Annotated in this window: 13 protein-coding genes; 2 read left to right on the forward strand and 11 right to left on the reverse strand. The window is 68.1% G+C overall.

Annotated features, from left to right (window positions below; all coding sequences use genetic code 11):
• Positions 1-70: 70 nt before the first annotated feature.
• The 8 genes from FBZ87_RS15805 to fdxA all read right to left on the reverse strand — a co-directional run bounded on the left by FBZ87_RS15805 (position 71) and on the right by fdxA (position 7,474).
• Complete coding sequence (locus FBZ87_RS15805) at positions 71-1,174, reverse strand: PA0069 family radical SAM protein (RefSeq protein ID WP_145611265.1); 1,104 nt, start codon at positions 1,172-1,174, stop codon at positions 71-73.
• Between the two features lie 145 nt (positions 1,175-1,319).
• Entirely contained in the window at positions 1,320-2,573 is a 1,254-nt protein-coding gene (locus FBZ87_RS15810) for an acyl-CoA desaturase (RefSeq protein WP_246134430.1), read from the reverse strand.
• A gap of 191 nt (positions 2,574-2,764) precedes the next feature.
• Positions 2,765-3,502, reverse strand: a complete 738-nt coding sequence (gene ftsE, locus FBZ87_RS15815; RefSeq protein ID WP_088872023.1) for a cell division ATP-binding protein FtsE — start codon at positions 3,500-3,502, stop codon at positions 2,765-2,767.
• An 84-nt stretch (positions 3,503-3,586) separates the two neighbouring features.
• Positions 3,587-4,417 (reverse strand): hypothetical protein, encoded by an 831-nt coding sequence (locus FBZ87_RS15820; RefSeq protein WP_246134431.1) that lies wholly within the window; start codon positions 4,415-4,417, stop codon positions 3,587-3,589.
• Positions 4,418-4,659: 242 nt separating this feature from the next.
• Entirely contained in the window at positions 4,660-5,196 is a 537-nt protein-coding gene (gene moaB / locus FBZ87_RS15825; protein WP_145611268.1) for a molybdenum cofactor biosynthesis protein B, read from the reverse strand.
• Positions 5,197-5,265: 69 nt separating this feature from the next.
• Positions 5,266-6,081 (reverse strand): metallophosphoesterase family protein, encoded by an 816-nt coding sequence (locus FBZ87_RS15830; RefSeq protein WP_145611269.1) that lies wholly within the window; start codon positions 6,079-6,081, stop codon positions 5,266-5,268.
• 165 nt (positions 6,082-6,246) lie between these two features.
• Positions 6,247-6,747: a CarD family transcriptional regulator gene (locus FBZ87_RS15835; RefSeq protein WP_040845774.1), complete on the reverse strand. Its 501-nt coding sequence runs from the start codon at positions 6,745-6,747 to the stop codon at positions 6,247-6,249.
• Positions 6,748-7,135: 388 nt separating this feature from the next.
• Positions 7,136-7,474: a ferredoxin FdxA gene (gene fdxA, locus FBZ87_RS15840; RefSeq protein ID WP_004272685.1), complete on the reverse strand. Its 339-nt coding sequence runs from the start codon at positions 7,472-7,474 to the stop codon at positions 7,136-7,138.
• 482 nt (positions 7,475-7,956) lie between these two features.
• Between fdxA and FBZ87_RS15845 the strand changes: the two genes are divergently transcribed.
• Both FBZ87_RS15845 and FBZ87_RS15850 read left to right on the forward strand, forming a co-directional pair.
• Entirely contained in the window at positions 7,957-9,741 is a 1,785-nt protein-coding gene (locus FBZ87_RS15845; protein ID WP_186454789.1) for a sensor histidine kinase, read from the forward strand.
• Between the two features lie 97 nt (positions 9,742-9,838).
• The gene (locus tag FBZ87_RS15850) at positions 9,839-11,584 is read left to right on the forward strand and encodes a peptide ABC transporter substrate-binding protein (RefSeq protein WP_145611271.1); all 1,746 of its coding nucleotides are present in this window, start codon (positions 9,839-9,841) and stop codon (positions 11,582-11,584) included.
• Positions 11,585-11,589: 5 nt separating this feature from the next.
• Here the strand turns inward: FBZ87_RS15850 and FBZ87_RS15855 are convergent, their stop codons facing one another.
• From FBZ87_RS15855 to FBZ87_RS15865, 3 genes are all read right to left on the reverse strand, one after another.
• The gene (locus FBZ87_RS15855) at positions 11,590-11,850 is read right to left on the reverse strand and encodes a hypothetical protein (RefSeq protein ID WP_145611272.1); all 261 of its coding nucleotides are present in this window, start codon (positions 11,848-11,850) and stop codon (positions 11,590-11,592) included.
• A gap of 273 nt (positions 11,851-12,123) precedes the next feature.
• Entirely contained in the window at positions 12,124-13,113 is a 990-nt protein-coding gene (locus tag FBZ87_RS15860; protein ID WP_145611273.1) for an NAD(P)H-quinone oxidoreductase, read from the reverse strand.
• A complete protein-coding gene (locus tag FBZ87_RS15865; protein WP_145611274.1) occupies positions 13,110-13,664 on the reverse strand; it encodes a hypothetical protein in 555 nt (184 codons plus the stop codon). Before FBZ87_RS15865 ends, FBZ87_RS15860 begins: the two co-directional genes overlap by 4 nt.
• Positions 13,665-13,739: the final 75 nt, after the last annotated feature.

The raw sequence follows: 13,739 nt of genomic DNA on the forward strand, positions 1-13,739 counted from the left end.
GCTTCGGCGCCGGCGACAAGGTGTGAGCGAAGGCCGGTTCCTCACGGGGCCGGCCTTCGTCATTTCATATTCAAAACAACGCCAGCTGATCCCCCGCCTGGGGCGGGGGCCGGAACAGATCGCAGCGCATGCTCCAGCGCCGCTGGTCCAGGCCGAGGCGCTTGACCGCCAGCTTGTAACGAGCGTTCAGCAACTGGGCGTAGACGCCGGTGCCCCGCATGCGGGTGCCGAATTCGGCATGGTTGCGGCCGCCGTCGCGGCACTGGCGGATCAGGCTCAGCACACGGTCGGCCCGGTCGGGCACGTGCAGGCGGAGCCACTCCTCCATCAGGTCGCCCAGTTCCCGGGGCAGGCGCAGCAGGATGTAGTGGCCCTGGCTGGCCCCCGCGTCCTTGGCCGCGGCCAGGATACCCTCCAGCTCCGCGTCGTTCAGCGCCGGGATCATGGGGGAGGCCAGGACGCTGACGGGCACGCCCGCCTGCGACAGCTGGCGCACCGCGTCCAGCCGGCGCTGTGGCGTGCCGGCGCGCGGTTCCAGCTTGCGGGCCAGGTCGCGGTCCAGGGTGGTGATGGAGATGGAGACACGCGCCAGGCCGTCGGCCGCCATGGGCGCCAGGATGTCCAAGTCGCGCAGCACCAGGGGCGACTTGGTGATGATGCCCACCGGATGGCGGAAATCGCGCAGCACCTCCAGCACGCCGCGGGTGATGCGCTCCGTCCGCTCGATGGGCTGGTAGGCGTCGGTGTTGGCGCCCAGGGCGATGGGCTGGGGCGTGTAGCCCTTGGCCCGCAGTTCCTTGGCCAGCAGGGCCGGGGCCTCGCGCTTGGCGTAGAGGATAGTCTCGAAGTCCAGGCCCGGCGAATGGCCCAGATAGGCGTGGCTGGGCCGGGCGAAGCAATAGACGCAGCCATGCTCACACCCCCGATAGGGGTTGATGGAGCGGTCGAAATTCACGTCCGGGCTGTCGTTGTAGCTGATGACGCTGCGCGAGGCGTCCAGGCGCACCTGCGTGGCGGCGGCAATCTCAAGGTCCGCCTCTTCATCCCAACCGTCATGGCCCGCCCGGGCCCATCCGTCGTCGGTGCGCATGCGGGCATGGGCCTCGAACCGGCCCACCCGGTTGGAGATGGTGCCCCGGCCCTTCAGCGGGCGGTCATCCAGGATGTCGACCATGGCGTCCTCCGTTACCCGGAGGGCAGCCTACGCCCGACAAAATAAGAACACAACATGAACATTTGCGCCGCCAGCCCTTGTGGCGGGCAGCAAAAAGGCCGCCCCAGCAGTTCCGGGGCGGCCTTTCCCTGGGGCGGCGGCCGGCTCAGGCGGCGGCGACGGCCAGCCGGGCGCAGACGGCTTCGATCAGCATCTGTCGGGCCCGGTCGACGATATCGTCCATGGAGGAGGTGCGCACGAACATGGCGGCGGCCCGTTCCTTCAGCTCCTCCCGCGTGGGCAGGGTGGGCATGCTCGGCATGTGCAGTTCCGGCAGGCTGGGCATGGCGGGCATATGAAGCTCGGGCATGTGCAGCGAGGCCAGCATGGCCTCGGCCTGGGCGCGGGCGTTCTGCAGCTTGTGCTGCAGCTCGGCCTTCACGTCGGCCAGCGAGGGGGTGTCGGCCAGGGTGGCCTGCAGGCGGGCGGCAATCTGCTCCACATGGAAGGTGGCGACCAGCTGGCTGGCGGCCTTCTCGATGATGGCCTTGCCCAGACGCTGCTCGCCCCGCACCACGGCAGCCGGCGGGCGGTGCAGGTCCCAGGTGATGCCCACCCAGGAAAGCGCCTTCAGGATGTAGTATGTGGTGTCCACCTCCCACCAGCGGAAACCCTGGCAGGCGGCACTCTGATAGGCGTGGTGATTGTTGTGCCAGCCCTCGCCCATGGTCAGCAGGGCGAACCACCAGTTGTTGCGGCTGTCATCGCCGGTCAGGTAGCGGCGGCGGCCGTATACATGGGCCAGGGAGTTGATGCAGAAGGTACCGTGGTAGGTGGCGATGGTGCTCCAGAAGAAGCCCACCACCAGGCCCGACCAGCCGGCCGCGAACCACACGGCGACGGCCAGGATGAAGGCGGGCAGGTAATGGAACCGGTCCAGGAAGCGCAGCTCGGGGAACTTGGCCAGGTCCGGCACGGCGGCCAGGTCGGTCTTGTCATGGCGCGCGGTGAAGATCCAGCCCATGTGCGCGTACCAGAAGCCGCGCTGCACCGGGGAATGCACATCCGCCGGGGTGTCGGAATAACGATGATGGTGGCGGTGCTTGGCCGCCCACCACAGGATGCCGCGCTGGGCCGACGTCTGGGCGATGAAGGCCAGGATGAACTGGAACCAGCGGCTGGTCTTGTAAGCCCGGTGCGAGAAATAGCGATGGTAGCCGCCGGTGATGCCGAACATGCGCAGGCCGTAGAGGCCCACGGCCAAGGCCACGTCCTGCCAATAGACCCCCGTCCAGATGGCGCCCAGGCAGGCCAGATGCACCAGGATGAAGGGAACGGCGCCGGTGGCCTGGATATCGTCCAGGTAGTGATCAGCCGGGCTTTCGGCCCCGGGAAGGGTCTCGCGGGCAGGGGTGGTCACAGGCGTGTGCACTCCGTCAGGGGCCGGCGGCGAAGGGGCCGGGCGGGGATGATGTCTATATCGTCTGGATAGCAGGAATCGGTCCTAAAGCCGACTCCGCGTTTGGGGCGCTGTTCCTCTGACCCCAGGGTAAAGGGGCAACCCTAAAGGGGAGCTTAACACCGGCGGTGGTTCTGGCGATTTGTGCTGGGTCAAAAGTCCGGCGAGAGATCGTCCGGCATCAGCGGCTGGGCGGGGATGACAGCGTTGCTGGCCGCCCCCTCCATCCACCAGCCGGAATCGGCCAGCTTGCCTTCATATAGTTCCATCACCGGCTTCTGCAGCCGATCGACCAGCACCATGTCGTGTGTCGCCACCAAGCAGGTGGTGCCCAGTTTGTTCAGCTCGATGAACAGCCGCATGATGCGCAGGCTCATCTCGCGGTCGATGTTGCCCGTGGGCTCATCGGCGATGATCAGCTTGGGCCGGGTGACGACGGCGCGGGCGATGGCCACCAGCTGCTTCTGCCCGCCCGACAGGCGCAAAGGCCGCTCGTCCAGCTTAGCCTTCAGCCCCACCCAGGACAGCAGCTCCGTCACGCTTTCCTGCACGTGCGCCTCATCCTGGCCGGCCAGGCGCAGGGGCAGGGCCACGTTGTCGAACACCGTCAGGTGGTTCATCAGGCGGAAGTCCTGGAACACCACGCCGATTTCCCGTCGGATGGCCGGCAGGGCCTTGCGCGGGGTCTTGGACAGGGGATGGCCCAGCAGGGTGATCAGGCCGCGCGACGGCCGCTCCGCCAAGTACAGCAGCTTCAGCAGGCTGGATTTGCCGGCGCCGGTGGGGCCGGTCAGGAAATGAAAGGACCCGGGCGCCAGTTCGAAGCTGATGTCGCGCAGCACCTCGGGCCCGGTGCCATAGCGCAGGCCGACGTTCTCGAAACGGACCAAGGGCGAGGTATCCTTGAAACGGAAAGGGCCCGGCCCCGCCCGCTAAGGGGCGGGGCCGGGCCCGATTCAGGAAAGGGAGGGCGCTTACTCGGCTGAGGCCGCCTCGGCGTCCGCGCGTTCGGTAGCGGGGAACAGGCCGGCCTTCTCGAACGCGGTCAGCGTCTCCTGCGCCCAGGCGCGCAGGTCGGTCAGGCCGCTGTGGCCCGTCCACACGTCGATGCCGTAGCGCTTTTCCAGGTCGGCGTCGGTCATCTTCAGCGCATCGCGGACGGAGATGAATTCCTTCTCCAGCAGCTTCCAGATGTCGCTTTCGCAGCGCTTGATGGTGATGAGGCCGACGCCCTGGCTCTGGAAGCTTTTCAGGCGGCGGAAGGACTGGTCGTTCTCGTACGGGGCGAAGCCGCCGGCGACCTCGTTCAGCACCACGAAGCGGCGGCCGAAGGGCAGCCATTCGTTCTTGTCGAACGAGTACTGGATCAGGGCGCGGGCGTCCTCGATGGCCTGGGCCTCGGCCTTCGTGGTGACGATCAGGTCGATGGGGTTGCTGTTGCGGCGGCGCAGCAGGGCGCCGGCGTTGCGCGCCTCCGCCCAGGCGAACAGGTCGGCGGCCACGTTGGCACCCACATCCACCACATAGCCGCCCTCCAGCAGGGTGCGGCCGAACTCATCCCAATACTTGATGGCCAGGTTGGGATCGGTCGAGGTCTTGATGTTGGTCAGCTGCTCGCCGATACCCAGTTCCTTCACACCCGCGAACAGGCGGCCGAACTTGGACCGCTGGTTCAGCGTGTCGCTGTCGGCGGCGGCCAGCTTCACGGGCGCGCCCTTCTGCTCGTGCTGCAGGACCAGCATCTGGGCCACCAGCGTCTTGCCCTGGCCGCCGGTCTTGGCCATCGAGATATAGGTTCGCGTCATGGGGTCGTTCTCCTGGTCCCGCATTCTTGGTGCCGGCATCCCTGGCCGCCCACGTCCCCGTCGCCCGTAAGCGATATCCCCTGGGAAAGGATCCCCGGAACGCGTCTGGCCTCGGGCTGGACGGCATGGAAAAGGCGCGTCCGGCCGGGCCTTGAATCGATACAGGTTTTCACCCCGCGCTTCAACTGCGGGGGGCCGCCCTTAACCGAAATCGCAGGCGAATGCGGCCTGACGCCCCGTCTTCAGGGGCGGTGCTCCTGCAGGCGGGGCATGATTTCCACCAGGTTGCAGGGGCGGAAACGGTTGTCCAGCTGGTACTGCAGGATCAGGTCCCAGCCGTCGCGGCAGGCGCTGGGGCTGCCCGGCAGGGCGAACAGGTAGGTGCCGCCCGCGACCCCGCCGGTGGCCCGGCTTTGCAGGGACGAGGTGCCGATCTTGGCAAAGGACAGGGTGCGGAACATCTCGCCGAAGCCGTCGATTCGCTTCTCATAGACGCTCTCGAACGCTTCCGGCGTCACGTCGCGGCCGGTCAGGCCGGTGCCGCCGGTGGAGATGACGACGTCCACCGCCGGGTCCGATATCCAGGCCCGCAGCTGGTCCGTGATGGCCGCCTGGTCGTCCTTCACGATGGTGCGGGCAACCAGCACGTGGCCGGCGCCGGTCAGCCGCTCCACCAGGGTGTCGCCGGACTTGTCGGTCGCCGGGTCGCGGGTGTCGGATACCGTCATCACGGCGATCTGCACCGGCAGGAAGGGGCGGGTTTCATCGATGCGGGACAAGGGGAAGGCTCCTGTTCGGGTCGTCCCTTAAGTGAGGGGGCGGGCGGCCGCCGTCAACCTGTGGGATGGTCAGACCTCGACCACTTCCAGCAATTCGCCATCGGGGCCGAAGCAGCCGCAGGCCAAGGTGCCGCTGAAGCCGCAGCCGCCGTCCAGGGTCACGGTGGCGGGCGTGGCCGCCAGCCCGCCGTGGCCGGGATCGTAGCCGCGCACCACCCGGCCGAAGCCGGCGTAGGGGCCATCGATGCGGGACCAGGCGCCGCCCCCCCACCAGAAGCTGTCGCCCTGGGCGGCCAGCGGGCGCGAGGTGTCGATGCCGGCGTTCACGAACAGCAGTTCGGGCAGCCGCTCCTGCCGCCGCTCGGTATAGGCGGCGCGGCGCAATGCCGCGAACAGGGTGTCGTGACCGGGGGCGGCGCGCTGGGCGGCGCGCAGCTGTCCGGTCCAGCGGGCCAGCGAGACGGCGCCGTCGCGGGCGGCGGCCACCCCTTGGTAGGCGCTGCCGCCATAGGCCGCCAGCGTGGCGTCCACGCCCTGGGTCATCATCCACTGCAGCACTTCGGCGGGATTGGGGGCGAACTGCAGCTGCAGCAGCTTCTGCCACATCTCCTCCTGCCCGCCGCGCAGATAGACCAGATCGCTGACGATGACGCCGCGCACAGACAGGACGGCGCGGCGGAAGGACAACAGTTCATCCATCGTGTCCCGCACGCGGGGGCCGCGGCCGATCAGGTTGCCCAGGTAGATCAGCCGGTCACCCGGCTGGAAACGCGCGCCGATGTCGTCGTGCAGGGCGGCCAGCCGGTCGACGTCGCCATGGATCGCCCCCACGGCCCAGATGCGCCGTGGACGGCCCAGCACGACAAAGCGCTCTTGTTCGTTCATGCGTTGGGTCAGATCGGCAGAGGAAGTTGCCGACCAGTGTATGCGCCGCCGCCCCATGAAAAAAGGGGCGATCGAGCCCGATCACCCCTTTTTCCACTAAGTATAGTGATGCCAGCGAACCGTACCCCCAATGGGCGGATACCGGCGGACCTTGCGGCGGATGGCTTAGGCCGCCTTCGCCAGCACGGCCTCCAGCCGCTCGGTCGCCTTGCGCTCATCGATCTTCTCGACGGCGGCCAGCTCCCGGGCCAAGCGCTCCAGCGCGGCGTGGTAGATCTGCCGTTCGCTGTAGGACTGGTCGGACTGATCGGTGCCGCGGTGCAGATCGCGCACCACCTCGGCGATGGACACAGGGTCGCCGGAGTTGATCTTGGCCTCATACTCCTGGGCGCGGCGGCTCCACATGATGCGCTTGATCTTGGACGGGCCCTGCAGGGTCTCCATCGCGTCCTTGATCCGATCCTTGCTGGACAGGCGGCGCAGGCCGGCGTTCTTGGCCTTCATCACCGGCACCTTCAGCGTCATCCGCTCCTTCTCGAAGGTGATGGCGTACAGCACCACCTCCATATCGGCGATGGCGTGCTTTTCGATGGCCACGATGCGTCCCACCCCGTGGGCAGGGTAAACGACGTAATCACCAGTGACGAAATCGAGCTTATCGGTCATTTGGATCGGCTCTCACAATTCGGCTTTTAAAGTCCCGCCTTGGGGAAGACGGGCCTGGGCGCCGGGAACGGCATGCAAAGGTCGCTGTCGGCCCGGCAGGGGGCCGCGACAAGGGACGAACAGCACGAAGGCGCTGGGGGAACGTGGCACGCACTTAAGCGTTCGCGAACGGCGTGCCGATCCTCGCGTCCAGGACTATACTCGATATGACGGTGCGATGACAGGTCGACAAGACCGTGTTCGACTTAAGTTCCCGGCATAGGCCAGGATGTCGGACATGCGAATCGCGCATGTCTTGGGCAGGGGCCGCCGAAGATTTAGGCAGGCCGGCCGAAAGAGTAAGAAAAAGCGCCGCGCGTCCCGGGGACGGCGGCGCCTCATGCCAATCTCAGTTGCCGCTGCCCGGCTTGTCGCTGAAATAGGTCTTGAACTTGTCCGGCACGCCCTTGAAGGCGTCGGCGTCGGCGGGCGCCGCCTTCTTACGGTTCAGGTTCGGCCAGGCGGCGGCGTACTGCCGGTTCATCTCCAGCCACTCCTCGGCGCGGCCGTCGGTGTCCGGCAGGATGGCCTCGGCCGGGCATTCCGGCTCGCAGACGCCGCAGTCGATGCATTCGTCGGGGTGGATGACCAGCATGTTGTCACCCTCGTAGAAGCAGTCCACGGGGCAGACTTCCACGCAGTCGGTGTACTTGCACTTGATGCACTGCTCGGTCACGACATACGGCATTGCTCGCACTCTCCTTGAAAACCCGGTTCCCCTGGCGCCCGGGTCGGGGCAGCCTACAGCGGGGCGGCACGGGGGCACGTATAGCCTGATATCGCCCAGGGGTATAGCACCCGTGAACGTTGGCGAAACCTACGTTATCCGGATAGCGGCCGGACGACAGCGCGAGAGGTAGAACATGCGTGAGGCGGGCGCAACAAGGTTCCGTGTGCGTCGTCCTGGCCCCCGCGTCGCGTCTGGTGCAGGCTACCCCATGCAAGGCCGTGCCGCACCTTCGGCCATTGCACGCAAAAAGAGTAAGTCTGATTGAAATTGCCCATTCACAGCGGATAGTCTGACCCCGTACCCGGGACACAGCGGGAGGCATCAGGGACGGCATGACAGCGCACAGCGACACTGACCCGTCCGGGGCCCCGCAAGCCCAAACCCCACAGGCCCGAGCCCCACAGGCCCAGGGCCCTGCGGCACCCGAACCGTCGCCGGCCATGGCGGCCCAGCTCTACGCCGTGCTGCAGCGCTTTTCCCAAGCCATCGTCGTCTTCGGGCCCGACGACCGCGTGGTGTTCGCCAACGACCGCTATCATGAAATGTTCCCCCGCTCGCCGGCGCCGGGCGTCATTCTGGGTTGGCGGTTCGAGGATTTGCTGCGCCATTCCATCGCCGCCGGCCAGGTGCCCCAGGCGGAAGCGGACCCGGAAGCCTACATCGCCCGCCGCCTGTCCCAGCGCGGCATCGCCCGCGAGGGGCTGATCGGCGACCGCTGGTACCGCGCGGTGGAGGAACGCATCCCCGGCGGCGGCATCGTGCTGAGCTACAGCGATATCACCGACCGCCGCCTGGTGGAGGAGGAACTGCGGCGCAAGTCCGCCATCCTCAGCGCCGCCATGGAGGCGGTGCCGGGCGGCTTTATGGTGATGGACGAGCGCTTCAATTTCGTGGTGTGGAGTCGCAACTGGCCTGCCATCGGCGGCGCCACGGATGAGATCATCCGCGCCTATCCCAACATGCCGGACCTTGCCCGATGGCAGTCCCGCCGGGGTGATTACGACGCCATCCGGCTGGACCCCACCCAGCTCGACGCCCAGGCTGCCGCCGCCGTGCCTTGGCTGGGCCGGCTGCTGGCCCTGCAGGCCGCCCGCCCGCCGCAGCTGACCCCCAGTGACGAGGAACGGGAGCTGCTGGTGCAGTGGCAGCTGCTGCGCTATCGGGCCGAGGGCCGGCCGGATGGGGAGCGGGCGGAGGGCAGCGGCACCATCCATATCGGCGGCGAGGATGGGCGCATCGTCGAGTTCCGCCGCAACCGCATGCCGGGACTGGGCTGGGTGTCGATCTACAACGACGTCACCGAACGCTACCGCCATGAGGAGGAAACGGCACGGGCCCATGCGGAGACCGCGCGGGCGCTGCAGGAATTGCGCGACACCCAGGAGAGCCTGGTGCAGGCGGAAAAGCTGGCCTCACTGGGCGAACTGGTGGCCGGGGTGGCGCATGAGCTGAACACGCCGGTGGGCATCAGCTATACCGCCGCCACCTTCCTGGCCGACCGCCTGCGGGAATTCCGTAACGATCTCGCCAATGGCCCGCCGCGCCGGACGGCGCTGATGGAGTTCCTGGACCTGGTGGAGGAGACGGCCAACCTGATGACCGTCAACGCGGGGCGCGCCTCCCGCCTGGTGCAGAGCTTCAAGAACATCGCCGTCGACCAGACCAGCGACGAACGCCGGGTGCTGTCGCTGAAGCCTTACCTGGAGGAAATCGCCATCAGCCTGGGTCCGCAATGGAAGCGGCCGGGCCATGTGCTGACCATAGACTGCCCAGCCGGCCTGGTGCTGGACACCTATCCCGGGGCGCTCAGCCAGGTTCTGACCAACCTGATCGTCAACGCCACGCTGCATGCCTACGCCCCGGGGCAGGCGGGACGCCTGACCATCACCGTCTCCCCCCTGCCGTCGCCGCCGTCGGCCATCGGCCGGCCGCCGGTGGAGCATGTGGAGATTCTGTTCGCCGATGACGGCAAGGGCATCCCGGCCGATGCCCTGCCCCGCATCTTCGATCCCTTCTTCACCACCCGGCGGGGGGCCGGCAGCACGGGCCTGGGCCTCAACATTGTGTTCAACCTGGTGACCCGCACCCTGGGCGGCCGCATCGAGGTGGACAGCGCACCCGGCCGGGGCACGCGCTTTTTCCTGCGCCTGCCCAAGGTGGCGCCCCAGCCGCCCGCCGCGACCCCGCCGTCAGCGCCCGTAGACCCGGCGTCCGCCGGTCGTTGACGGCAGCCGGCGCTTGCCCCGGCGGGGACGCGCCACTACCGTGAGGGGGCCCGGTTCCGGACCCGGGCTGGGGATGGGGCTTTGGGGGGCCGTGCATATGGGGGCATCGTTGCATTGCCGGGCCGGGCGCTGCCGCGTCTGGGCGGCCCGCTTGGCGCTGTTGGCCGGCTTCGCCGCGCTGAACAACCCCTTGTGGCCCGCGGCGGCCCACGCGGCCCCGTCCAGCGCGGCCCGATCCGACGCGGCCCCGTCCGGTGCGGCCCCGTCCGGTGCGGTAGCGGCCAAGATTCTGGTGCGCTCCATCGGCGGCGCGCCGGTGACGTTGGATCCGCAGCGCGCCGACCTTTCCTCCGAAAGCCTGGTGATTGACGACCTGCTGGAAGGATTGCTGGCCCCCGACGGACGAGGCGGGGCCCGACCGGCCCTGGCGGAAAGCTGGACTGTTTCCCCTGACGGGCGCATCTACACCTTCAAGCTGCGGGCGGATGCCAAATGGTCGGATGGCACGCCCGTCACGGCGGATGATTTCGTCTTCTCCTGGCGCCGCCTGGCGGATCCGCGCACGGCGGCACCCTACGCCTATTACATGTGGATCGTGGTGAATGGCGAGGCCATCACCAAGGGGACGATCAAGGACGTCAGCCGCCTGGGCGTGACGGCGTTGGATGCCACCACCTTCCAGGTGGAACTGGTGCGGCCCACAGCCTATTTCCTGGCCATGCTGCAGCATCAGGCCCTGTTCGCCGTGCAGAAGGCCAGCGTGCAGACCCAAGGCGACGCCTTCACCGAGCCTGGCCACTACGTCTCCAGCGGCGCCTACGTGCTGGCGGAAAACGTGCCGCGCGACCACCTGACCCTGGTGCGCAACCCGGTCTATTACGACCAAGCCAAGGTTCCCATCGCCGTGGTGCGGGATTTGCCGCTAGAGGATCGCGCGGCGGAGATGCGGCTGTTCCGCGATGGGCAGGTGCAGACCACCTACGAACTGCCCATAGATCAGGTGGCGTGGGCGCGGTCGGCGCTGAAGGAGGCTTTCGTCAGCGGCGACACCTACGACACCTATTTCCTCAGCTTCAACCTGCGCAATGAGCCGTGGAAGTCCTCACCGGCCTTGCGCGAAGCCCTGACCCTGGCGGTCGACCGCGAGGCGCTGGCCAACCGCGTGCTGGGCGGGGAGAAGCCGGCCTACAGCTATGTGCCGCGCCTGGCGCCCGGCCCGGGCATCACCGGCTATGAACCGGGCTGGCCCGCCTGGCGCGACCAGCCGCAGGCCGAGCGTGAGCGGCAGGCGCGTGCCTTGCTGGTGGAGGCCGGTTACGGTCCCGGTGCCGGTTCCAAGGGTGGTCCGGGGGGCAGGACGCTGCCGCCCATTTCCCTCCTGTTCCCCACAGGCGCCAACTGGCAGGCCGTGGCCGTGGCGGTGGCCCGGCAATGGCATGACGTGCTGGGGGTGGAGGTGCGCTTGGACGCCCAGGACTTCCGCGTCGTGGCCGCCCAGTCGAACGCGAAGACCTTCAAGGACGTGGTCTTCGCCTCCTGGATCGGTGACTACGCCGACGCCAACAGCTTCCTGGCGCTGATGCGGGGCGATGCCGGGCAGGAGAACTATGCCAGCTACCGCAATCCGCTGTTCGACGCGCTGATGGAGGAGGCGAACGGCGAGCCCGATCCCGGCCGCCGCGCCGGCCTGCTGCGCCGGGCGGAGCGCCTGATGATGGACGACACGCCCGTCATCCCCCTGTTCCACAAGACCATGCGGCGCCTGGTGTCACCCCGCGTCACCGGCTGGGTCCCCAACCCCCTGGACCTGTCACCCACCCGCTTCCTGGATCTCACGCCGTGAGGCGTTCACGGTCCCTTGTCCACCTTGGGAAGGCGGGCGCTGGGCGCCGTGGGCGGCCGGTCAGGCTCCGGCGGCATGTCCCAGCCATGGGCCAGCGTGCTGTCGGATAGCGCAAGGAAGCTCTGCCCCAGGTCTACGGGCAGCTGGAACCCGGGCTTGCCCGGATCGGGGCAGGAGGCGGACTTGGCCCGTAAGGCCCAACCCCCGGGTAAGGGACGGTCCCACACGAACACCGTGCAGGGACCCATGAGGGGCGGGCGGGGCATATAGGTTTCATCAATTTGGAAGCCGGGATAATTGCCCCGCGCGCTCCCGGTCTGCCCCGCGAAGGTTTGCGCCGTAAGGGGTGGGGGCGCCGGCGGAACCAGCCCCGTTTCCGGTGTCGCGCACGCCGACAGCCCCAGCAGAACCCCACCCACGCACCACCATCGCTTTGCCATGGCGCCCCCTTCCGCATCCTATGCGCGTCCCCATCCATGCCGAGGGATGCGCGTGGACGGCGGCGGCCTTGGGGCGGAAGCGTGGCGTTTTGAGGGCGGTCACCCTTTTCCGGCCGCCAGGATGATCTTCCCGAAGCCGCCGCCGCGTTCCATCTTTTGGTGCGCCGCGGCCGCTTGCTCAAGCGGCAATACGCGGTCGATCACCGGATGAACCTCACCACTCGCCAAGCGGGGCAGGGCACCCGCCGCGAAACGGGCGACCATGGCACGCTTCTCCTCCGGCGTCCGTGACTTCATCACCGTTCCAATGAGGCGGAGGTGGTGGTGCAGCACCAGGTCGAGCGGGATCGGCGTGTCGGCATCGCCACTGAGGACACCGACCTGGACCAGCGTACCGCCGGGCGTCAGGCTCCTGAGGTTCCGCACCAGATAGTCGCCGCCGATGAAGTCAATCACCGCATGCACCCCCGCGGTCTCCGTGAGGCGGGAAACCTCCGTCTCGAAATCGGTGGCGCGATAATCGATCACGGCGGCGGCACCCAGGCCCCGCACGTCCGCCGCCCGCTGGGCCGAGGCCGTGGCGTAGACGGTGGCGCCCAGGGTGCGGGCAACCTGCACGGCGGCCGAACCGATGCCGCCGGCCGCCGCGTGGATCAGCACCCGCTGCCCGGGCTGGACCCCCGCCAGATGCGCCACCGCCTCCCAGGCGGTGACGAAGGCCTCCATGACCCCGGCCGCCTCCGTCAGCGGCAGTCCATCCGGCACCCTCACGGCCATGCCGCGATCGACGCGGGCGACCTCGGCATAGGCTCCGCCGCCAACGATGGCCATCACCCGATCCCCCACCCGCATGTCCGTGACGCTGGGGCCGACCTCGATGACCTCGCCGGCGAGTTCCAGACCCAGCAGGGGACTGTCGCCGAAGGTCTGGCCGCCGTAGAAGCCGGCGCGCTGCATCAGGTCGGCCCGGTTGATTCCCGCCGCCGCTACCCGAACCAGCAGGTCATGGGGGCGGACCTGCGGCGCGGGCGCCTCAACCAGCCGAAGCACGTCCGGCGGGCCGAAGCGGTCATAGGCGATGGCTCTCACGACACCGCCTCCTTGGCATTGGCCAGGGCGCGGCGGGCGATGCTCTCGGCGAACAAGGGGGTTTCGCGGCGGTTGTGGTCACCGCCGGCGGCTTGGCGCGCCGCGGCGGCGTCCTCATAGGCGATGCCATGCTGCGCCAGGAAATCCATGAAGGCGTCGGTGGGGTGGGCGGTCACACGGTTGGTGTACCGGGTGCGATTGCCGTCGATCGCTTCGGCCATCAGTTCCCAGACGACGTTCACCTGGGTGCGACCGTTGGCGGTGAAGACGTCCGAGATTGAATTCATGCGGCAGTAGGTCTTGCCCGCCTCCTCGGCCACGTAATGCTGCACCACCAGGCCGGTTCCGATCATCTCCACATTGATGGACATGCGCCGTCCGTCGTCGGTGGTCGTCACCCCGGCGGCGATGTGATCGGGGGCGCAACACCGCAGGTATTCCGCCTCAGGCAGGGTGAACAGCCAGTCGGCGATGTCGATTTTTTCAATCGGAACATCGACTTCATGGCTATACGCGGACTGGGATAGGATGCGGTCGAGGACGATGGCCATGGCGGCGTCTCCTGGTTGGGTTGGCTCGGGCGGGCGGAGTGCCGCGTCCGATGGGCCCAACCATGCAGCCAGAGG

Origin of the sequence: Nitrospirillum amazonense (genome assembly GCF_007828035.1) — a bacterium.
GTDB lineage: Bacteria > Pseudomonadota > Alphaproteobacteria > Azospirillales > Azospirillaceae > Nitrospirillum > Nitrospirillum amazonense.

Excerpts from the sequence above, each read along its gene's own strand:
- FBZ87_RS15805 (WP_145611265.1), bottom strand. The coding sequence starts at position 1,174 with ATGGTCGACATCCTGGATGACCGCCCGCTGAAGGGCCGGGGCACCATC.
- FBZ87_RS15820 (WP_246134431.1), bottom strand. The coding sequence starts at position 4,417 with ATGACGCGAACCTATATCTCGATGGCCAAGACCGGCGGCCAGGGCAAG.
- FBZ87_RS15830 (WP_145611269.1), bottom strand. The coding sequence starts at position 6,081 with ATGAACGAACAAGAGCGCTTTGTCGTGCTGGGCCGTCCACGGCGCATC.
- FBZ87_RS15835 (WP_040845774.1), bottom strand. The coding sequence starts at position 6,747 with ATGACCGATAAGCTCGATTTCGTCACTGGTGATTACGTCGTTTACCCT.
- fdxA (WP_004272685.1), bottom strand. The coding sequence starts at position 7,474 with ATGCCGTATGTCGTGACCGAGCAGTGCATCAAGTGCAAGTACACCGAC.
- FBZ87_RS15845 (WP_186454789.1), top strand. The coding sequence starts at position 7,957 with ATGGCGGCCCAGCTCTACGCCGTGCTGCAGCGCTTTTCCCAAGCCATC.
- FBZ87_RS15850 (WP_145611271.1), top strand. The coding sequence starts at position 9,839 with ATGGGGGCATCGTTGCATTGCCGGGCCGGGCGCTGCCGCGTCTGGGCG.
- FBZ87_RS15855 (WP_145611272.1), bottom strand. The coding sequence starts at position 11,850 with ATGCCCCGCCCGCCCCTCATGGGTCCCTGCACGGTGTTCGTGTGGGAC.
- FBZ87_RS15865 (WP_145611274.1), bottom strand. The coding sequence starts at position 13,664 with ATGGCCATCGTCCTCGACCGCATCCTATCCCAGTCCGCGTATAGCCAT.